Source organism: Bacillus sp. FJAT-45066 (assembly GCF_002335755.1).
GTDB classification, from domain to species: Bacteria; Bacillota; Bacilli; order Bacillales; family Bacillaceae_I; genus Bacillus_CD; species Bacillus_CD alkalisoli.
In genome coordinates this window covers 2,962,148-2,982,112 of the sequence record NZ_NISQ01000001.1, presented here as the reverse complement: position 1 = coordinate 2,982,112, position 19,965 = coordinate 2,962,148, and the positions used below count along the sequence as shown (strand labels likewise).

21 protein-coding genes and 2 other annotated features are annotated in these 19,965 nt (G+C 37.3%); all 21 genes read left to right on the top strand.

Features of this window, described 5'->3' with window-relative positions; all coding sequences use genetic code 11:
• Nucleotides 1–97 precede the first annotated feature (97 nt).
• A complete protein-coding gene (radA, locus tag CDZ92_RS15105) occupies nucleotides 98–1,471 on the top strand; it encodes a DNA repair protein RadA (protein WP_096156017.1) in 1,374 nt (457 codons plus the stop codon).
• An 8-nt stretch (nucleotides 1,472–1,479) separates the two neighbouring features.
• Complete coding sequence (gene disA, locus CDZ92_RS15100; RefSeq protein WP_096156015.1) at nucleotides 1,480–2,553, top strand: DNA integrity scanning diadenylate cyclase DisA; 1,074 nt, start codon at nucleotides 1,480–1,482, stop codon at nucleotides 2,551–2,553.
• Between the two features lie 138 nt (nucleotides 2,554–2,691).
• On the top strand, nucleotides 2,692–3,786 hold the full coding sequence (locus CDZ92_RS15095; RefSeq protein ID WP_096156013.1) for a PIN/TRAM domain-containing protein: 1,095 nt from the start codon (nucleotides 2,692–2,694) through the stop codon (nucleotides 3,784–3,786).
• A 17-nt stretch (nucleotides 3,787–3,803) separates the two neighbouring features.
• On the top strand, nucleotides 3,804–4,484 hold the full coding sequence (ispD, locus tag CDZ92_RS15090) for a 2-C-methyl-D-erythritol 4-phosphate cytidylyltransferase (protein ID WP_096156012.1): 681 nt from the start codon (nucleotides 3,804–3,806) through the stop codon (nucleotides 4,482–4,484).
• A 24-nt stretch (nucleotides 4,485–4,508) separates the two neighbouring features.
• The gene (gene ispF / locus CDZ92_RS15085) at nucleotides 4,509–4,985 is read left to right on the top strand and encodes a 2-C-methyl-D-erythritol 2,4-cyclodiphosphate synthase (protein ID WP_096156010.1); all 477 of its coding nucleotides are present in this window, start codon (nucleotides 4,509–4,511) and stop codon (nucleotides 4,983–4,985) included.
• Between the two features lie 71 nt (nucleotides 4,986–5,056).
• Complete coding sequence (gene gltX, locus CDZ92_RS15080) at nucleotides 5,057–6,508, top strand: glutamate--tRNA ligase (RefSeq protein ID WP_096156009.1); 1,452 nt, start codon at nucleotides 5,057–5,059, stop codon at nucleotides 6,506–6,508.
• A 248-nt stretch (nucleotides 6,509–6,756) separates the two neighbouring features.
• Nucleotides 6,757–6,996: a binding site (T-box leader), on the top strand.
• Between the two features lie 203 nt (nucleotides 6,997–7,199).
• Complete coding sequence (gene cysE, locus CDZ92_RS15075; protein WP_096156007.1) at nucleotides 7,200–7,841, top strand: serine O-acetyltransferase; 642 nt, start codon at nucleotides 7,200–7,202, stop codon at nucleotides 7,839–7,841.
• Between the two features lies 1 nt (nucleotide 7,842).
• Nucleotides 7,843–9,243, top strand: a complete 1,401-nt coding sequence (gene cysS, locus CDZ92_RS15070; RefSeq protein WP_096156006.1) for a cysteine--tRNA ligase — start codon at nucleotides 7,843–7,845, stop codon at nucleotides 9,241–9,243.
• A 36-nt stretch (nucleotides 9,244–9,279) separates the two neighbouring features.
• Nucleotides 9,280–9,669, top strand: a complete 390-nt coding sequence (locus CDZ92_RS15065; RefSeq protein ID WP_096157022.1) for a Mini-ribonuclease 3 — start codon at nucleotides 9,280–9,282, stop codon at nucleotides 9,667–9,669.
• The gene (gene rlmB, locus CDZ92_RS15060) at nucleotides 9,662–10,405 is read left to right on the top strand and encodes a 23S rRNA (guanosine(2251)-2'-O)-methyltransferase RlmB (protein ID WP_096156005.1); all 744 of its coding nucleotides are present in this window, start codon (nucleotides 9,662–9,664) and stop codon (nucleotides 10,403–10,405) included. Before CDZ92_RS15065 ends, rlmB begins: the two co-directional genes overlap by 8 nt.
• 6 nt (nucleotides 10,406–10,411) lie before the next feature.
• Nucleotides 10,412–10,921, top strand: a complete 510-nt coding sequence (locus CDZ92_RS15055; RefSeq protein ID WP_096156003.1) for an NYN domain-containing protein — start codon at nucleotides 10,412–10,414, stop codon at nucleotides 10,919–10,921.
• A 61-nt stretch (nucleotides 10,922–10,982) separates the two neighbouring features.
• The gene (gene sigH, locus CDZ92_RS15050) at nucleotides 10,983–11,639 is read left to right on the top strand and encodes an RNA polymerase sporulation sigma factor SigH (RefSeq protein ID WP_255249861.1); all 657 of its coding nucleotides are present in this window, start codon (nucleotides 10,983–10,985) and stop codon (nucleotides 11,637–11,639) included.
• 78 nt (nucleotides 11,640–11,717) lie between these two features.
• Complete coding sequence (gene rpmG / locus CDZ92_RS15045; protein ID WP_096156000.1) at nucleotides 11,718–11,867, top strand: 50S ribosomal protein L33; 150 nt, start codon at nucleotides 11,718–11,720, stop codon at nucleotides 11,865–11,867.
• Nucleotides 11,868–11,899: 32 nt separating this feature from the next.
• Nucleotides 11,900–12,079, top strand: a complete 180-nt coding sequence (gene secE / locus CDZ92_RS15040; RefSeq protein WP_096155997.1) for a preprotein translocase subunit SecE — start codon at nucleotides 11,900–11,902, stop codon at nucleotides 12,077–12,079.
• A gap of 213 nt (nucleotides 12,080–12,292) precedes the next feature.
• Nucleotides 12,293–12,826, top strand: a complete 534-nt coding sequence (gene nusG / locus CDZ92_RS15035; protein WP_096155996.1) for a transcription termination/antitermination protein NusG — start codon at nucleotides 12,293–12,295, stop codon at nucleotides 12,824–12,826.
• 170 nt (nucleotides 12,827–12,996) lie between these two features.
• Nucleotides 12,997–13,422 carry a 50S ribosomal protein L11 gene (gene rplK, locus CDZ92_RS15030; protein ID WP_141395235.1) on the top strand — a complete coding sequence of 142 codons (426 nt, stop codon included), beginning with the start codon at nucleotides 12,997–12,999 and terminating at the stop codon, nucleotides 13,420–13,422.
• A gap of 114 nt (nucleotides 13,423–13,536) precedes the next feature.
• Nucleotides 13,537–14,238, top strand: coding sequence for a 50S ribosomal protein L1 (gene rplA / locus CDZ92_RS15025; RefSeq protein ID WP_096155994.1), 702 nt, complete (start codon nucleotides 13,537–13,539; stop codon nucleotides 14,236–14,238).
• Between the two features lie 48 nt (nucleotides 14,239–14,286).
• Nucleotides 14,287–14,430: a sequence feature (ribosomal protein L10 leader region), on the top strand.
• 41 nt (nucleotides 14,431–14,471) lie between these two features.
• Nucleotides 14,472–14,972, top strand: a complete 501-nt coding sequence (rplJ, locus tag CDZ92_RS15020; protein WP_096155992.1) for a 50S ribosomal protein L10 — start codon at nucleotides 14,472–14,474, stop codon at nucleotides 14,970–14,972.
• 61 nt (nucleotides 14,973–15,033) lie between these two features.
• Nucleotides 15,034–15,396: a 50S ribosomal protein L7/L12 gene (gene rplL, locus CDZ92_RS15015; RefSeq protein WP_096155990.1), complete on the top strand. Its 363-nt coding sequence runs from the start codon at nucleotides 15,034–15,036 to the stop codon at nucleotides 15,394–15,396.
• Nucleotides 15,397–15,524: 128 nt separating this feature from the next.
• On the top strand, nucleotides 15,525–16,127 hold the full coding sequence (locus CDZ92_RS15010) for a class I SAM-dependent methyltransferase (protein WP_096155989.1): 603 nt from the start codon (nucleotides 15,525–15,527) through the stop codon (nucleotides 16,125–16,127).
• 249 nt (nucleotides 16,128–16,376) lie between these two features.
• The gene (gene rpoB / locus CDZ92_RS15005; protein WP_096155987.1) at nucleotides 16,377–19,934 is read left to right on the top strand and encodes a DNA-directed RNA polymerase subunit beta; all 3,558 of its coding nucleotides are present in this window, start codon (nucleotides 16,377–16,379) and stop codon (nucleotides 19,932–19,934) included.
• Nucleotides 19,935–19,965 lie beyond the last annotated feature (31 nt).

The window sequence follows — 19,965 nt, the reverse complement described above, 5'->3', positions numbered from 1 at the left end:
CAGGAAAAAATAATAGCTAAAATTAGATTGTACATATTAAATGTTGTATCATAAAATTAGGAAAACAATGGTATTTTTAACTGGAGAGGGTTTTAGTATGGCAAAACGTAAGACGAAGTTTATTTGTCAGAGTTGCGGGTATGAATCACCAAAATGGATGGGGAAGTGCCCAGGGTGTAATGCTTGGAATACGATGACAGAAGAGGTAGAGGAGAGAAGTACTGGCAGAAGAGGTGCTTTTACAACAGGTGCTGCAACGATAAGAAAGCCAGAGTCAATCACTTCCATTCAAACGATGAAAGAACCACGCATTTTTACAGACATGGAGGAATTTAACCGTGTGTTAGGTGGAGGTATTGTACAAGGTTCCCTTGTATTAATAGGGGGAGACCCTGGTATAGGAAAGTCTACACTTCTTTTGCAAGTTTGTTCTCAATTAGCTACAAAGAAGCATAGAGTGTTATATATTTCTGGTGAAGAATCTGTTCAGCAAACAAAATTACGCGCCGATCGTTTAGAGGTCAATGCAGATGAGCTTTTCGTATTATCGGAAACAGACTTTGATTTGATTGCAAAAGCGGTAGAAGAGGTACAACCAACATTATTGATTGTTGATTCGATTCAAACAGTTTATCACCCAGCAGTTACTTCTGCGCCTGGTAGCGTATCGCAAGTCCGTGAGTGTACAGCAGAATTGATGAGAATTGCCAAAACAAAAAACATCGCTGCCTTTATTGTTGGGCATGTAACAAAAGAAGGAGCAATAGCTGGGCCGCGTCTTTTAGAGCATATGGTAGATACAGTTCTTTATTTTGAAGGAGAGCGTCACCATACATATCGAATATTACGATCCGTTAAAAATCGTTTTGGATCGACAAATGAAATTGGAATATTTGAAATGAAAGAAGTTGGCTTAGCGGAAGTGCAAAATCCATCGGAGATATTTTTAGAGGAGCGTTCAAAAGGTTCGGCAGGCTCAACGGTAGTCGCATCTATGGAAGGAACCCGTCCGGTATTAGTAGAGATACAAGCACTTATTTCCGCGACAGGCTACGGAAATCCACGAAGAATGGCAACTGGCATTGATCATAACCGAGTTAACTTAATTATGGCTGTACTTGAAAAACGAGTGGGACTATTATTACAAAACCAAGATGCTTATTTGAAAGTTGCTGGTGGTGTCAAACTCGATGAACCAGCTATAGACTTGGCAATTGCAGTAAGTATCGCTTCCAGTTTTCGAAATCAAGCATCAGATGCAGCGGATGTAGTTATTGGAGAAGTCGGATTAACTGGAGAGATTCGGAGGGTTTCACGAATAGAGCAGCGTGTTCAGGAAGCGGCAAAGTTAGGATTCAAACGTGTCATTATACCAGCGAAAAACTTAGGCGGTTGGACGGCTCCAGAAGGGATTGCAGTTATAGGGGTTGCAACGATAGAACAAGCATTGCAATATGTTCTAGGGGGTTAGAGACAAGAATGGAAGATATAAATCAAAATGAAAAGCTAGTGGCAGAAATTTTACAGTTTATTGCACCTGGCACCCCAATTCGTGAAGGGCTAGACAATATTTTGCGTTCGAATACTGGTGGTCTTGTTGTTGTTGGATATAACGAGAAAGTAAAAGAAATTGTGGACGGCGGCTTTTCTATAAATTGCTCGTTTAGTCCAGCTTATGTGTATGAGTTAGCTAAAATGGACGGAGCCATTATATTAAATGAAAAAGGCACTAAAATATTATATGCAAACGCACAATTAACTCCTAATCCAACTATCCTTTCTACCGAAACAGGAATGAGACATCGTACAGCAGAGCGGGTGGCAAAGCAAACTGGGAGCCTTGTTGTTGCTATTTCTCAACGACGTAACGTTATCACTTTATACAAAGGTGAATTTCGCTATGCATTAAAAGATATCGGAGTAATTTTTACGAAAGCAAATCAAGCAATCCAAACGTTAGAAAAGTATAAATCGGTACTTGATCAAAGTATAACGAATTTAGGAGCACTAGAATTTGAGGAACAAGTTACGTTTATGGAACTTTTGCAGGTTATACATCGTATAGAAATGGTATTAAGAATAAAAAATGAAATCATTAGCTATATTAATGAATTAGGAACAGAAGGTCGTCTTATCCGTCTTCAGCTTACAGAGTTAATCGCACATATGGAAGAAGAGACAATTTTATTAATTAAGGATTATTGTGTGGAAAAAAATGAAGATGCATTTGTTATATTAAAAAAGTTACAGAAGCTTTCCAATACAGACTTGTTAGATGATAACATCATATTAAAGCTATTAGGTTATTCTAGCTTTACAAGTCCAGAAGAATTAGTTTTACCCAGAGGATATAGAGTTCTTCATAAAATTCCACGCCTCCCACCAGTAATCATCGAAAACTTAGTAACCCGTTTTAAAAGATTGAAGCATACCATGGTTGCTTCGGTTGAAGAGTTAGATGATGTAGAAGGTATTGGGGAAGTAAGGGCGAGAAAGATAAAAGAAGGCTTAAAACGTATTCAGGATCAACTGTTAATTGATAGGCAAATATAACTTTCTACCAAAAGAGGCGACTTTCGTGACAACAATATTGCAGAAACATGTCAAAAACTTAACAAAAAATATTTTTCTAAGCATAATGACGTTTCAATTGTTTGAAACTGTTTATAATGTATAAAGGGAGGTGAAACAATGTTAAGGCGCATTGTTCAATTATTTTTTATTGTTATAGGTGGAATGCTAGGTATATTTTTTATTCCTGAACTTTTCTCATTATTAAATTTAGGTGGTATAGAACTGCTAAACAAGCCTTATACTGTTGCCATTTTTGGTGCCATTATATTTTTTATTCTTACTTTTTGGTTTGTTGATTATGTAGTTGGCTTTATTAAGTGGGTGGAAGAGTCCATTGTAAAAGCTCCAGTTACTGACGTTTTGTTTGGTAGTTTAGGCTTGATACTTGGTTTAATTGTTGCTTACTTAGCTGTTATTCCATTAGAGAAAATCCCTTTTCAAATTGTAAGTACGGTAATACCGATTTTTGTAACGCTATTATTAGGTTATTTAGGGTTCCAAGTAGGATTTAAAAAGCGTGATGAATTAGTAAGTTTATTTTCTATTTCTACTAAATTTGGAAAAAAGAAAGCCACAGAAGACGAAGAGGTGGATCTTTCTTCTAAAAAATTAAAAATTTTAGATACAAGTGTTATTATAGATGGGCGAGTTGCGGATATATGTCAAACTGGATTCTTAGAGGGAACGATTGTCATTCCTCGCTTTGTTCTTGAAGAACTTCAACATATAGCAGACTCCTCTGACGTATTAAAAAGAAATAGAGGGCGTCGTGGCTTAGATATTTTAAATCGAATTCAAAAAGAACTAGCTATCAAAGTAGAAATTTATGAAGGCAACTTTGAAGAGATTCAAGAAGTGGACAGTAAGTTAGTGAAACTAGCTAAATTAACTTCTGGCGTTGTTGTTACTAATGACTTTAATTTAAATAAAGTATGTGAATTACAAAACGTAGCGGTTCTTAACATTAACGATTTAGCTAATGCTGTGAAGCCAGTAGTACTTCCGGGGGAAGAAATGACCGTTCAAGTTATTAAAGATGGGAAAGAATATAACCAAGGGGTTGCCTATTTAGATGACGGAACGATGATTGTTGTAGAAGAAGGTCGAGATTATATCGGAAAGCATATTGAAGTGTTAGTAACAAGTGTACTACAAACGTCTGCTGGCCGTATGATCTTTGCAAAGCCTAAACTTTTAGAAAAAGCATTATAATAGAGTGGAGAATTAGTATGTCTTATCAAGTAATCATTCCTGCAGCAGGTCAAGGAAAGCGGATGAACGCTGGAATGAACAAGCAGTTTATTGAACTAGAACAAAAGCCTGTTATTATTCATACATTACTAGTTTTTGAACATGACCCACTATGTGATCAAATATTAATGGTTGTTAATGAGCAAGAAATAGATATGTTCCAAGTTCTTCTGGAAAAGTACAGCATTTCAAAAGTGAAAAAGCTTGTACACGGAGGAAAAGAGCGTCAAGATAGTGTTTACTATGGGGTGAAGGCAGCAAAGAAAGATGGAATTGTTTTAGTGCACGATGGTGCAAGACCATTCATACGTCAAACGTTCATTCATCGGTTAGTAGAGAAAGCAACAGAAACAGGTGCAGCAATTTTAGCTGTACCTGTAAAAGATACCATCAAAAAAGTTATTAATGGTATTGCGACGGAAACAATCGAAAGGTCTAGCTTGTGGAGCATCCAAACACCACAAGCTTTTCGTTTTTCCATATTAGATGAAGCTCATGAAAAAGCTAAGAAAGATAACTTTTTAGGCACAGACGAAGCTAGTCTTGTAGAGAGAATAGGTGTGGACGTTCACATTGTTGAGGGAGACTATGAGAACATTAAACTTACCACTCAAGAAGATTTACTTTACGCAAATGCAATTTTATCAAAGAACAATTAGTGATAGTTAACGGAGGATATCGATATGTTTCGAATTGGACAAGGTTTTGATGTACATCAACTTGTAGAGGGAAGACCACTTATTATTGGTGGAATTACAATCCCTTATGAAAAGGGATTATTAGGTCATTCAGACGCAGATGTGTTATTACACACTATTGCGGATGCATGTCTAGGAGCTATTGGAGAAGGCGATATCGGAAAACATTTTCCAGATACAGATGAAGCATTTAAAGATGCTGATTCAGCCCAATTATTAATACATGTTTGGAAGTTAGTTACGGAGCGTGGTTATAGCCTAGGAAATATCGATTGTACGATTATTGCCCAAATGCCCAAAATGGCACCGCACATTCAAGCGATGAGAGAAAGAATAGCGGAGCTCTTAGAAGCATCGTCAGATCAAGTAAACGTAAAAGCAACAACAACTGAAAAGTTAGGATTTACAGGTCGTGGCGAAGGTATCGCCTCCCAAGCGACAGTACTTTTAATGAAAAACTAAAAACTCCTATTATTTTTAGTTTTTTATGATAAAATAGTGCAAGGATTTTATTGAAAACGGAGGAACTACAAATGTCAGTACGTGTACGCTATGCCCCAAGTCCAACAGGGCACTTACATATTGGAAATGCCAGAACAGCATTATTTAACTACTTATATGCTCGCAACCAAAATGGAAAGTTTATTATTCGCATTGAAGATACAGATAAAAAGCGCAATATTGAAGGCGGAGAAGAAAGTCAGTTAAAATTTTTAAAATGGCTTGGAATGGACTGGGATGAAAGTGTCGATGTTGGTGGAGAGTTCGGTCCATATCGTCAGTCAGAACGAAACGACATTTACAAGAAGTATTATGAGGAGCTACTTGAAAAAGGTTTAGCTTACAAATGTTATTGCACGGAAGAAGAATTGGAGGCAGAGCGTGAAGAGCAAGCGGCTAAAGGCGAGAATCCTCGTTACTCCGGGAAACATCGTGATTTAACAGAGGAGCAAAGAGCAACATATGAAGCAGAAGGGAAATTACCTAGCATCCGCTTTCGCGTACCAACCGGGAAAGATATAAAGTTTGTTGATATGGTTAAAGGGGAAGTATCCTTTGAAACAGAAGGCATTGGTGACTATGTAATTGTGAAAAAAGATGGTACACCGACGTACAATTTTGCAGTAGCGGTTGACGATCACTTAATGCAAATTACACACGTTCTTCGTGGTGATGACCATATTTCTAACACACCGAAACAAATTATGATTTATGAAGCACTTGGATGGGACGTTCCTCAATTTGGTCATATGACGTTAATTGTGAATGAAAGCCGTAAAAAGCTTAGTAAGCGTGATGAAAGTATTATTCAGTTTATTGAACAATACGAAGAGTTAGGCTACCTACCAGAAGCGCTATTTAATTTTATTGGCTTGTTAGGTTGGTCTCCGGGTGGAGAAGAAGAATTGTTTTCAAAAGAAGAATTTATTAACATCTTTGATCCTAGCCGACTATCCAAATCACCAGCTGTTTTTGATACACAAAAATTAACATGGATGAACAATCAATATATTAAAAAGTTAGACGTAGATACACTTGTTACGTTAGCGTTACCACACTTAATGAAGGCAGGTCTTCTACCAGAAAATATGACGGATGCAAAAAAAGATTGGACACGCGATTTAATAGCGTTACATCAAGAAAAAATGAGCTATGGTGCAGAAATTGTATCACTAACAGAATTGTTCTTTAAAACTCATATTGAGTATGAAGAAGAAGCAAAAGAAGTTTTAGCTCAAGAACAAGTTCCAGAGGTAGTAAAAGCATTCCATGAAGAGCTATCAGCTTTAGAAGATTTTTCTTCAGACAATATTAAAGCTGCAATAAAAGCTGTTCAAAAAGCAACTGGCCAAAAAGGTAAAAACTTATTTATGCCAATACGTGTTGCTACAACGGGTCAAACACACGGCCCAGACTTACCACAAGCAATAAGCTTATTAGGTAAAGAAACAGTTTTAGCGCGATTAGAAAAACTTTTTAGTTAAGTTAGTTTTGTAATGTACAAATACTATACGAAAAACAAATAATAAAACTGATTACTATCATATAAAACAAAGACCATTACTTAATGGATGAATAAGCGTTATTTTGGCAAAAATTTTGTTTTACACTAAACGAACTGTCATTATGAAATTATTTTAGTTAACAAATCTTTAAAAAGGTAATATAGTATAAGTACTAAATGCCTTTTTAAAATTATGGCTATCGAAAAACGAACTGTTATTAAAATAATATTGGAACGAAGAAGAGGAGAGTAAATGGAATTGAGTCATTCCAGAGAGAGCTACGTTTGGTGAGAGTAGCTTATGAATCAGTCCTTTGAAGTGCACCTCGGAGTCTATTGCTAAAAAGCTTGAAAGCTAGCCTAGTAAGTAATAGCGGCTAACCTCCCGTTACGAGGAAGAGTGGAGAAATAGTAAAGCGCATTTACTATATCTAAACAGAGTGGAACCGCGCCGAAAGCGTCTCTGTGTCAATATGACACAGAGACTTTTTTAGTTTTTTAAAACGCAAAAAAGTTGATTTCAGCTGCGAGTGTGAGACTCCTGCGGGAAAGCGCGTCAAGCGAGACCCCACAGGCGCCAAAAGCGAACACCTGCAGCTGAAATCAACAGTTAGCAATGTAAGGTATGTTGAAAAAAGAAAAATAAAACCCCTCGTAAAGGAGGAACGAAAATGTGGAAAATGTTAAAAGAAGATATTGAAGTAATCTTTGAACAAGACCCAGCAGCTAGAAGTTATATAGAAGTCATCTTAACTTATTCTGGACTACATGCCATATGGGCGCATCGATTAGCACACGGCTTGTTTAAACGTAAGTTGTTTTTCCTAGCGAGATCTGTATCGCAAATAAGCAGATTTTTTACGGGAATTGAAATACATCCTGGGGCAAAAATAGGAAGAAAGTTCTTTATCGATCACGGAATGGGAGTAGTCATTGGAGAAACGTGTGAAATTGGCGATAACGTAACAGTATATCAAGGAGTTACACTCGGAGGTACCGGTAAGGAAAAGGGGAAAAGACACCCGACCTTGCAAGACAATGCACTAATTGCAGCTGGAGCGAAAGTGTTAGGGAATATTACAATTGGTGAAAACTCTAAAGTAGGAGCGGGTTCCGTTGTACTAAAAGATGTCCCTAATAACTCTACCGTTGTTGGTATTCCTGGAAAAATCGTTATTCAAAACGGTGTTAAGGTAAAGAAAGATCTAAACCATCAAGACTTACCAGATCCAATTGCAGATAGATTTTTAGAACTCGAAAATGAAGTGAAAGAACTACAGGAACAATTACAGAAATGGAAAGAGAGGTCATAATATGGCTATTCAACTTTATAACACGTTAACTCGTAAAAAAGAACCCTTCATACCGTTAGAAGAAGGAAAGGTAAAGATGTACGTGTGTGGTCCTACTGTTTACAACTATATTCATATAGGGAATGCTCGTCCAGCCATTGCATTTGATACAGTAAGAAGATATTTAGAGTACCGCGGATATGACGTGAAGTATATCTCAAACTTTACAGATGTAGATGACAAGTTAATTAAAGCTGCAAATGAATTAGGCGAAGATGTTCCAACAATCGCAGAGCGTTTCATTGAGGCGTACTTTGAAGACACGGCTGCACTAGGATGCAAAAAAGCGGATGCACACCCTAGAGTAACAGAAAGTATGGACATCATCATTGAATTTATCGAGGCATTAATTGATAAAGATTTTGCTTACGAATCTGGTGGTGACGTTTATTATAGAACGAGAAAATTCGAAGGCTACGGAAAGCTTTCTCACCAATCTATTGATGAATTACAGCTAGGAGCCCGTATTGAAGTTGGGGAGAAAAAGCAAGATTCATTAGACTTCGTTTTATGGAAAGCGGCAAAAGAAGGAGAAATCTTTTGGGATAGTCCATGGGGCAAAGGTAGACCTGGCTGGCATATTGAATGCTCTGCCATGGCAAAAAAGTATCTAGGAGATTCCATTGATATACATGCAGGGGGGCAAGACTTAGCATTCCCTCACCACGAAAATGAAATTGCTCAATCAGAAGCAGTGACTGGGAAACAATTCGCAAAATATTGGATGCATAACGGGTATATTAATATTGATAACGAAAAAATGTCTAAGTCACTAGGAAACTTTGTACTTGTACACGATATTATTAAGCAACACGACCCACAATTAATTCGTTTCTTTATGCTTTCCGTACATTACCGTCATCCGATCAACTATAATGAGGAATTATTGCAAAATACGAAGAACGGGTTAGAGAGATTATCTACATCTTACTTTAATCTGAAACATCGTTTAGAAAGTAGTACAAATTTAGCACATAATACAGAAGATTGGTTAGAAAAAGTAGCTAGTTTTAAGCAACAATTTATTGAGGCAATGGACGATGACTTTAATACGGCGAACGCTATTTCTACTTTGTTTGATTTAGCGAAGCAAGCTAACCTGTATTTAAATGAAAATGTAACATCTGAAAGTGTAATATATGCGTTCATTCAGTCATTTGATGATTTTTTCAATGTGTTAGGAATTACAATGCAAAAAGAGCAAGAGTTATTGGATGAGGAAATTGAATTGTTAATTCAGCAACGAATTGATGCGAGAAAAAACCGTGACTTTGCTCTTGCAGATAAAATTAGAGATGAATTAAAAGAACGAAATATTATTTTAGAAGATACTCCGCAAGGAACAAGGTGGAAAAGAGGATAAAAGGTGAAAGTAAAAAAGAATTTAGATGCAAAACAAATGAATAGTTTAGCGTTGGCGTACGTAGGAGATGCCATTTATGAAAGTTATGTGAGGTTGCATTTACTAGAGCAAGGTAATGTTAGACCGAATCAACTTCATCAAACAGGTACAAAGTATGTATCTGCAAAATCACAAGCTAACCTTTTACACAAGTTAATGGATAAGAACTTTTTTTCAGAGGAAGAAATTGCAGTAATTAAGCGTGGGAGAAACGCGAAGTCTGGGACAGTACCGAAAAATACTGATGTCCAAACATACCGTTATTCAACCGCGTTTGAGGCTTTGATTGGCCATTTATTTTTAAATGATGAAGAGGAAAGAATGGAACAATTTATTAATACATGCATGCAGATGGTAGACGATGAAAGGGGTGTAGGGCGTGTCTAAAGAATTTATTATTGGTAGAAACCCTGTATTAGAAGCGATTAAAGCAAACCGAGAAATAAATAAGATTTGGGTTGGAGAAGGTGCAACGAAAGGTTCCATACAACAGGTTATTGGATTAGCTAAAGAAGCGAATATAATCATTCAATTCGTACCGAAGAAAAAGTTAGACCAACTAGCAGAAGGAAATCATCAAGGTGTTATTGCATCTGTAGCGGCATATGACTATGCGGAGATGGACGATTTATTTGCAAATGCAGAAAAAAGCGGTACAGCGCCTTTCTTTCTTATCCTTGATGAATTAGAAGACCCGCACAATTTAGGGTCCATCATGAGAACAGCTGATGCTATTGGAGCACATGGAATAATCATTCCAAAACGTAGGTCAGTTGGTTTAACAGCAACAGTTGCGAAAGCATCTACAGGAGCAATAGAGCATATCCCAGTAGTGAGGGTTACGAATTTAGCGAGAACGGTCGATGAATTAAAGGATAGAGGACTATGGATATTCGGAACGGATGCAAAGGGTAAAGTAGACTACCGCCAGATGGATGGTTCACTTCCCCTAGGCTTGATTATTGGTAGTGAAGGTAAAGGAATGAGTCGATTACTAAAGGAAAAATGCGACTTTTTATTATCACTACCAATGGTAGGAAAGGTCACTTCGCTAAACGCTTCAATAGCGGCAAGTTTGTTAATGTATGAGGTGTATAGAAAAAGAAACCCTGTTGGGGAATAATAGGTAATGGACATATTACTAGTCGACGGCTATAACATTATTGGCGCGTGGCATGAATTACGCCAAATTAGAAACGAGGATCTAGCGCAAGCTAGAGATATTCTCGTTTCTAAAATGGCTGAATACCAAGCATATACAGGCTTTCGTTGTATCATTGTGTTTGATGCTCATTTAACACAAGGGGTAGAAACCAAATATAATAATTACAGAGTGGAAGTTATATATACGAAGGAAAATGAAACCGCAGATGAACGGATAGAAAAATTAGCAATCGAGCTTTCAAATATTAAGACGCAAGTTCATGTTGCTACATCTGATTTTACTGAACAATGGGCAATTTTTGGGCAAGGTGCACTTCGAAAATCTGCTAGAGAGCTATTAACTGAAATCAATGCAATAGAATTAAAAATTCAAAAGCGAGTTATTAGTTTTTCTAATAAAAAACCATCTAAAAGAATTGAATTGAATGAAGAAATTTCACAAATTTTCGAAAAATGGCGTCGAGGGAAGCGATGATAGGTTGACCGGACTTTTATAACTACTGTATAATATTGCTATCTACTGTACGGTCGGGGGGATTCTTGTGGTGATTAGCGACCAATTATTGGCACATGATAAATTGGAACATATGGAAGATGAACATGTCGTAGAACTAGTGCATGCAGGTAATAGCGAAGCTTTAGATTACTTAATTAATAAGTACAAAAACTTTGTGCGTGCCAAAGCAAGATCCTATTTTTTAATTGGTGCAGACCGCGAAGATATTGTCCAAGAAGGAATGATAGGTTTGTATAAAGCTATCCGTGATTTTAAAGAGGACAAGTTATCTTCCTTTAAGGCATTTGCAGAGTTGTGTATTACAAGGCAAATTATTACGGCAATAAAAACGGCAACTAGACAGAAACATATTCCATTAAATTCATATGTTTCCTTGGACAAGCCAATTTATGATGAAGAATCAGATCGTACATTAATGGACGTAATCTCTGGAGCAAAAGTGATGAACCCAGAAGAATTAATTATCAATCAAGAAGAATTTGATGATATTGAAGTAAAGATGGAAGAACTATTAAGCGATTTAGAGAGAAAAGTTCTAGTGCTTTACTTAGATGGTCGTTCATACCAAGAAATTTCAGAAGATTTAAACCGACATGTAAAGTCGATTGACAACGCACTCCAACGTGTGAAAAGAAAACTAGAGAGGTACTTAGAGTTACGAGAGATTACTCTGTAGACCAAACGGTTTATTGACACTCGTATTACGATTGTGTTACAGTTTGAAGGACATAAAAATTTATGTGGTGATAAAACAATGAATAAAAAAGTAGTGCTCGCATGTACAAGCTGTGGTTCAAGAAACTATACAACCACTAAAAATGCTACTAACCAAAGCGAGCGTTTAGAAATAAATAAGTTTTGCAAAGTATGCAATGCTCACACTGCTCATCGTGAGACAAAATAGATTTGGACTTTACGGGGTTGGAGGTTACATGAATGCAACGATTAACTAAGTTTTTCCGTGATGTAGTTCGTGAAATGAAAAAGGTTAGCTGGCCAAAGCGAAAAGAATTAACACGCTATACAGTTATTGTTGTAACAACAGTCGCTTTAGTTGCGGTATTCTTTGGTTTGATTGACACAGGTATTTCTGCACTTTTACGTAATATCTTATAATTGAGTTAATTAATTTCATATTCAAGGTTCGCTTAGTAGTGATCTAGGACGAAACAAAATCGATTATTCGATTATTTTTCTAAAATGTTGAATAACGATTGTCTATTCATGGTATAATGTGAATAATATTGTAACTCGAGAAACCCGTTCAACGGGTTTTTTCATTTGTCTAAAAATATATTTTTGAGGGGGGACGGACATTAGTCCTTGCGGATGGAAAAGAACTGGTATGTCGTTCACACTTATTCTGGTTATGAGAATAAAGTAAAAGCAAATTTAGAAAAACGTGTAGAATCAATGGGGATGCAAGATAAAATATTCCGTGTTGTTGTTCCTGAAGAAGAAGAAACGGATTTTAAAAATGGGAAAAAGAAAGTTACCAAGAAGAAAGTTTTCCCAGGTTACGTTCTAGTTGAAATCGTTATGACAGATGATTCATGGTATGTTGTACGTAATACACCAGGTGTAACTGGCTTCGTAGGCTCTAGTGGAGCAGGATCAAAACCTACACCATTATTACAAGATGAAATAGATTTCATTTTAAAGCGTATGGGAATGGAAGAGAAAACAGTTGAGTTCGATTTCGAACTAAACGAAACAGTGAAAGTAAAAGAAGGTCCATTTGCGAACTTTACTGGAACAATTGAAGAACTAGACAAAGATAAGCAGAAATTAAAAGTTCTAGTTAATATGTTTGGTAGAGAAACGCCAGTAGAGCTTGACTTTACTGGGGTAGAAAAAATATAATCGAAAAGAACTTGAAATTAATATTAATAAATGGTATTATTTCAAAGGTCAGTATGTCTCAAAATGAGATGTTCTAATTTTAACATTCTTTATCTTTTATTATAAAGAATTTGGAGAGTGGGAGGGAGCAATCCCAAATACCACATCACGGACTTAAGGAGGTGTGTCTCGTGGCTAAAAAAGTAATTAAAATGGTAAAATTACAAATTCCAGCAGCAAAAGCAAACCCTGCACCACCAGTTGGACCGGCATTAGGTCAAGCAGGTGTTAACATCATGGGTTTCTGTAAGGAGTTCAACGCTCGTACTGCAGATCAAGCTGGATTAATTATCCCTGTTGAAATTACGGTTTTTGAAGACCGTTCATTTACATTTATTACGAAAACTCCACCTGCAGCAGTATTATTAAAAGTTGCAGCTGGTATCCAGTCTGGTTCTGGTGAACCAAACCGTAATAAAGTGGCAACAGTTAAGCGCGACAAAGTACGCGAGATTGCTGAGACTAAAATGCCAGACCTAAACGCTGCAAGTGTAGAAGCTGCAATGCGCATGGTTGAAGGTACAGCTCGCAGCATGGGTATTGTTATTGAAGACTAATACCATTAACTGTTAGGCAAATGTTTACAGGGTTGCGAATCGGTTTATGGCCAGTTCGCAACCTTTATTCGTGGGAGGTTATTCCGCTAAAACCACATAAGGAGGACGTTTAAAATGGCTAAAAAAGGTAAGAAGTTTATTGAAGCTGCTAAATTAGTAGACCGTACAGTAGCATACTCTGTTACAGAAGCGGTTGAATTAGCGAAAAAGACTAGCATTGCTAAGTTTGACGCTACAGTAGAGGTTGCATTCCGTTTAGGAGTTGACCCTCGTAAAAACGATCAACAAATTCGTGGTGCTGTAGTTCTTCCACACGGAACAGGTAAAACTCAACGTGTATTAGTATTTGCTAAAGGTGAAAAAGCGAAAGAAGCAGAAGCTGCTGGAGCTGACTATGTAGGGGATGCAGATTTCATCACTAAAATCCAACAAGGTTGGTTTGATTTTGACGTAATCGTTGCTACTCCAGACATGATGGGTGAAGTTGGTAAGCTTGGTCGTGTATTAGGACCTAAAGGTTTAATGCCAAACCCTAAAACTGGTACAGTTTCATTTGATGTAACGAAAGCAGTTAACGAAATCAAAGCTGGTAAAGTAGAATACCGCGTTGACAAAGCTGGTAACATTCACGTTCCAATCGGAAAAGTTTCGTTTGAAAACGAGAAGTTAGTAGAAAACTTCGCAACTATCTATGATACTTTGTTAAAAGTGAAGCCTGCTGCTGCAAAAGGTACTTACGTGAAGAACGTTACAGTTACTTCTACAATGGGACCTGGTGTAAAAGTTGATCCTTCTACTTTCACTGTAAAAAACTAACATATTGACTTTTATAACTCACGCGATTATAATAATCGTTGTGTTAAAAATATAATATTGTTTGTACCGTAGACAGTAGGTGCTACTTAGTAGCTTAATTCCCTACCGAGGTGTAAATTTGACGATAAAGCAATTTTGTTTTAACGATTAAATTTCTACCTCCATGTCATGTGGGGGTATTTTAATGTACACCGATCGGTATAAGTAGTAATCACTTAATAGGAGGTGTAACGATGGGCAAAGCAGTTGAATTGAAAATGCAAGTTGTTGAAGATATCGCTGCGAAATTACGCGCGTCTGTATCAACAATCGTTGTAGACTACCGTGGTTTAACAGTATCTGAAGTAACGGAACTTCGTAAACAACTTCGTGAAGCTGGAGTTGAATTCAAAGTTTACAAAAACTCTTTAACTCGTCGTGCTGCAGAAGCGGCTGAAATTAACGGTCTTAACGATGCGTTAACTGGCCCGAACGCAATCGCGTTCTCTACAGAAGATGTAGTTGCTCCTGCTAAAATTTTAAATGACTTCGCTAAAAAGCATGAAGCATTAGAAATTAAAGCTGGTGTAATTGAAGGAAACGTAGCGTCTGTTGAAGAAGTGAAAGCTCTTGCTGAACTTCCATCGCGCGAAGGTTTACTTTCAATGTTACTATCTGTTCTTCAAGCTCCAATGCGCAGCATGGCTCTTGTTACGAAAGCAGTTGCAGAACAAAAAGAAGAACAAGGCGCTTAATTTACAACTTGCAAGTTAGTTAAAAATAAAACTATTTAACAATCACAAGGAGGAAATAACAATGACTAAAGAACAAATCATTGAAGCAGTTAAAAACATGACTGTTTTAGAATTAAACGACTTAGTAAAAGCTATCGAAGAAGAATTTGGAGTAACTGCTGCTGCACCTATGGCAATGGCTGCTGCTGGTGGCGCTGAAGTTGCTGCTGAGCAAACTGAATTTGATGTAGTATTAGCTTCTGCTGGTGCTCAAAAAATTAAAGTTATCAAAGTAGTACGTGAAATCACTGGTCTTGGCTTAAAAGAAGCTAAAGAATTAGTTGACAACACTCCTAAAGCTGTTAAAGAAGGTATTGCTAAAGAAGAAGCTGAAGAAGTGAAAGCTAAACTTGAAGAAGTTGGAGCTTCTGTAGAAGTTAAGTAATATTGCTAAAAGCTCGCTAACGTGTTAGCGGGCTTTTTTACTGCTTTTCCACGTATATTTTTTTACTCGAAAGAGATAATAATAAAGTTGTTATGCTATGATTTTTAATCTACAAAGGAGGTTGCGTCGTGGCGGATCATTATTATACAAATAACCCTTCTGTTGAAAGTAATAGGCAGTCTTTCGATTTTATGTTAAATGAAACGAAATTTAGTTTCATAACAGATGCAGGAGTGTTTTCAAAAAAAGAGATAGATTTCGGATCACGCTTATTAATAGAAACGTTTGTATCTCCCGAAACAGATGGAGGAATTTTAGATGTAGGGTGTGGTTATGGCCCGATAGGAATCTCCATTGCGAAAAGGTACAACGACAAACAAATTACGATGGTAGATGTAAACGAAAGAGCTTTGCAATTGGCTACAGAGAATGCTGAAAAAAATCAAGTGAAAAACGTAACAGTCTTAAAAAGCTTTATATATGAAAGTGTGCAGAATAATAAGTATGCAGCCATCCTATCCAATCCACCTATTCGGGCTGGGAAGAAAGTTGTCCATGAAATTTTAGAAAATGCATTTGATAGATTAGTCGATAAAGGTGAGCTTTGGATCGTGATACAGAAAAAGCAAGGTGCTCCTTCAGCTATCGATAAACTTACAGATGTTTTTGATGAAGTAGAAGTAGTGGTAAAGAAAAAAGGTTATTATATCATAAAAGCAAAAAAAGGTTGACGTTTAATTTTTCTTGTGATAGCATTGTTTAATGCCAATATGTATTTTTCTGAGCGTCTATTTTTTTGTGCGTTTTCTACATTTATATGTATAAAATTAGTATGCTTGGAAAAGATAGTAAAATCAATAGCGCGTATGTAAAAATGTGGTTTTCTATTAGAAACCATTTTTCTTTTTTAGCATAGTAGAAATACTTATGTTAAAACATAAATTTTTTCTTAATTACGCTTGATACGAGGGGTGAATCAGTTGACAGGTCAACTTGTTCAGTATGGACGACACCGCCAACGCAGAAGTTATGCTCGCATTAGTGAAGTGTTAGAATTACCAAATTTAATTGAGATTCAAACTTCATCCTATCAATGGTTTTTAGATGAAGGATTAAGGGAGATGTTCCAAGATATTTCCCCTATTGATGATTTCACTGGAAATCTATCATTAGAATTTATTGATTATAGTCTTGGAGAACCAAAATATGTTGTAGAAGAATCAAAAGAGAGAGATGTTACATACTCGGCTCCATTACGTGTTAAAGTTCGCTTGATTATTAAAGAAACAGGCGAAGTGAAAGACCAAGATGTGTTTATGGGAGATTTCCCACTTATGACGGATACTGGTACTTTTGTGATTAACGGTGCAGAACGTGTTATTGTTTCTCAGCTTGTTCGCTCTCCATCTGTATATTACAGTGGGAAAGTAGATAAAAATGGGAAAAAAGGTTTCTCTGCTACTGTTATTCCAAACCGTGGTGCTTGGTTAGAATATGAGACAGATGCGAAGGATGTAGTATACGTTCGTATCGATCGTACTCGTAAACTACCAGTAACGGTTCTTTTGCGTGCGCTTGGATATGGTACGGATCAAGAAATTATCGACTTATTAGGTGATAATGAGTACTTACGCAATACACTTGATAAAGATAATACGGAAAGTACAGAAAAAGCATTACTAGAAATTTATGAGCGTTTACGACCGGGTGAACCACCTACGGTTGAAAATGCAAAGAGTTTATTAGAATCTCGTTTCTTTGATCCAAAACGCTATGATTTAGCAAGTGTTGGAAGATACAAGATTAATAAAAAGCTTCATATTAAAAATCGTTTATTCAATCAAAGAATTGCGGAAACTTTAGTGGATCATGAAACAGGAGAAATCTTAGTAGAAAAAGGTACACTACTAGACCGCAGAAACTTGGACAAAATTATCCCACACTTAGAGAATGGTGTAAACCTACAATCATCTCACCCAAGTGCTGGTGTAATTACAAACGAAGTAGCATTACAACCAATAAAAATCTATGCTCCAAACGACAGTGAAGGAGAAAAAGAAATTCTAGTAATCGGGAACGGTTATATCGAAGAGAAAGTAAAACATATTTCTCCTGCAGATATCATTGCTTCTATTAGTTATTTCTTTAACTTACTACATGGCGTAGGAGATACAGATGATATTGACCACCTTGGTAACAGACGTTTACGTTCTGTTGGAGAACTATTACAGAATCAGTTCCGTATCGGTCTATCGAGAATGGAACGTGTAGTTCGTGAAAGAATGTCCATTCAAGATACAGCTACCATTACACCACAGCAATTAATCAACATTAGACCTGTAATAGCATCAATTAAAGAGTTCTTCGGTAGTTCACAGCTATCTCAGTTCATGGATCAAACTAACCCACTAGCAGAATTAACACATAAACGTAGACTTTCAGCATTAGGACCTGGTGGATTAACGCGTGAGCGCGCTGGATTCGAAGTGCGTGACGTTCACTATTCTCACTACGGTCGTATGTGTCCAATTGAAACGCCAGAGGGACCAAACATTGGATTAATTAACTCCTTATCATCATTTGCTAAAGTAAATAAATTCGGCTTCATTGAAACACCTTACCGTCGTGTTGATCCAGACACAGGAAAAGTGACAAGTCAAATTGATTACTTGACAGCAGATGAAGAAGATAACTACGTAGTTGCCCAAGCGAATGCTCGTTTAGGTGAAGACGGAGAATTTTTAGATGAAAATGTAGTATCACGTTTCCGTGGTGAAAACACAGTTGTGAAACGCGAACGCATTGACTATATGGATGTATCACCAAAGCAAGTAGTATCTGCTGCAACAGCATGTATTCCGTTCTTAGAAAATGATGACTCGAACCGTGCGTTAATGGGAGCGAACATGCAACGTCAAGCTGTTCCTTTATTAAACCCTGAATCACCAATCGTAGGTACAGGTATGGAACACGTTTCAGCAAGAGACTCTGGTGCTGCAGTTATTTGTAAACACCCAGGTGTTGTAGAGCGCGTAGAAGCACGTGAAGTGTGGGTACGTCGTATTCAAGAAGTAGATGGACAACAAGTAAAAGGTGACTTAGATAAGTACCGCATGCTTAAATTCGTTCGTTCAAACCAAGGTACATGTTACAACCAACGTCCTATCGTTTCAGTTGGAGACCAAGTTGTTAAAGGAGAAATCCTTGCAGACGGTCCTTCAATGGAAAAAGGAGAATTAGCTCTAGGTAGAAACGTTATGGTTGCATTCATGACTTGGGATGGATACAACTATGAGGATGCTATTATCATGAGTGAACGTCTTGTAAAAGACGATGTATATACTTCAGTTCATATTGAGGAATACGAGTCTGAATCTCGTGACACAAAACTTGGACCTGAAGAAATTACAAGAGATATCCCTAACGTAGGGGAAGATGCTTTAAAGAACTTAGATGACCGTGGTATTATCCGTATCGGTGCAGAAGTAAAAGACGGAGACCTTCTTGTAGGTAAAGTTACTCCTAAAGGTGTAACAGAACTAACTGCTGAAGAGCGTCTATTACACGCAATCTTTGGAGAAAAAGCTCGTGAAGTTCGTGATACTTCTTTACGTGTACCACACGGTGGTGGCGGAATCGTCTTAGATGTAAAAGTATTTAACCGTGAAGATGGAGATGAGCTTCCCCCAGGAGTAAACCAACTTGTTCGCGCTTATATCGTTCAGAAACGTAAGATTTCTGAAGGAGATAAAATGGCGGGACGTCACGGTAACAAAGGTGTAATCTCTAGGATTTTACCAGAAGAAGATATGCCTTATTTACCAGATGGAACTCCGGTTGATATCATGTTAAATCCATTAGGGGTACCATCTCGTATGAACATCGGGCAAGTACTAGAACTTCACTTAGGTATGGCTGCTAGATATTTAGGAATTCACGTTGCATCCGCAGTATTTGATGGTGCTCGTGAGGAAGATGTATGGTCAACTCTTGATGAAGCAGGTATGGCACGTGATGCGAAAACTGTATTATTTGATGGTAGAACAGGTGAACCATTTGATAACCGTGTATCCGTAGGAATCATGTACATGATTAAACTTGCGCACATGGTTGACGATAAACTTCACGCTCGTTCAACTGGACCTTACTCATTAGTAACGCAACAGCCATTAGGTGGTAAAGCACAGTTTGGTGGACAACGTTTCGGTGAGATGGAGGTTTGGGCACTAGAAGCATACGGTGCAGCATATACACTACAAGAAATCTTGACAGTAAAATCGGATGATGTAGTTGGGCGTGTGAAAACGTATGAGGCAATCGTTAAAGGTGAGAACGTACCGGAACCAGGGGTTCCTGAGTCGTTTAAAGTATTAATTAAAGAATTACAAAGTTTAGGTATGGACGTTAAAATTCTGTCTGGTGACGATCAAGAGATTGAAATGAGAGACATGGATGATGACGATGAGAATTCGGCTGAGAATTTAGCTGCTGAAACAGATAAACCTGAACTTGAAAAAGAAACAGTAACAAAAGAATAGTTGACGATAAAAAGGTAAGCATTTGGGTAGA

Bases quoted from the DNA above. Each gene is read 5' to 3' on its own strand.
- radA (WP_096156017.1), top strand. From the start codon at position 98: ATGGCAAAACGTAAGACGAAGTTTATTTGTCAGAGTTGCGGGTATGAA.
- disA (WP_096156015.1), top strand. From the start codon at position 1,480: ATGGAAGATATAAATCAAAATGAAAAGCTAGTGGCAGAAATTTTACAG.
- CDZ92_RS15095 (WP_096156013.1), top strand. From the start codon at position 2,692: ATGTTAAGGCGCATTGTTCAATTATTTTTTATTGTTATAGGTGGAATG.
- ispD (WP_096156012.1), top strand. From the start codon at position 3,804: ATGTCTTATCAAGTAATCATTCCTGCAGCAGGTCAAGGAAAGCGGATG.
- ispF (WP_096156010.1), top strand. From the start codon at position 4,509: ATGTTTCGAATTGGACAAGGTTTTGATGTACATCAACTTGTAGAGGGA.
- gltX (WP_096156009.1), top strand. From the start codon at position 5,057: ATGTCAGTACGTGTACGCTATGCCCCAAGTCCAACAGGGCACTTACAT.
- cysE (WP_096156007.1), top strand. From the start codon at position 7,200: ATGTGGAAAATGTTAAAAGAAGATATTGAAGTAATCTTTGAACAAGAC.
- cysS (WP_096156006.1), top strand. From the start codon at position 7,843: ATGGCTATTCAACTTTATAACACGTTAACTCGTAAAAAAGAACCCTTC.
- CDZ92_RS15065 (WP_096157022.1), top strand. From the start codon at position 9,280: ATGAATAGTTTAGCGTTGGCGTACGTAGGAGATGCCATTTATGAAAGT.
- CDZ92_RS15055 (WP_096156003.1), top strand. From the start codon at position 10,412: ATGGACATATTACTAGTCGACGGCTATAACATTATTGGCGCGTGGCAT.
- rpmG (WP_096156000.1), top strand. From the start codon at position 11,718: ATGAATAAAAAAGTAGTGCTCGCATGTACAAGCTGTGGTTCAAGAAAC.
- secE (WP_096155997.1), top strand. From the start codon at position 11,900: ATGCAACGATTAACTAAGTTTTTCCGTGATGTAGTTCGTGAAATGAAA.
- nusG (WP_096155996.1), top strand. From the start codon at position 12,293: ATGGAAAAGAACTGGTATGTCGTTCACACTTATTCTGGTTATGAGAAT.
- rplA (WP_096155994.1), top strand. From the start codon at position 13,537: ATGGCTAAAAAAGGTAAGAAGTTTATTGAAGCTGCTAAATTAGTAGAC.
- rplJ (WP_096155992.1), top strand. From the start codon at position 14,472: ATGGGCAAAGCAGTTGAATTGAAAATGCAAGTTGTTGAAGATATCGCT.
- rplL (WP_096155990.1), top strand. From the start codon at position 15,034: ATGACTAAAGAACAAATCATTGAAGCAGTTAAAAACATGACTGTTTTA.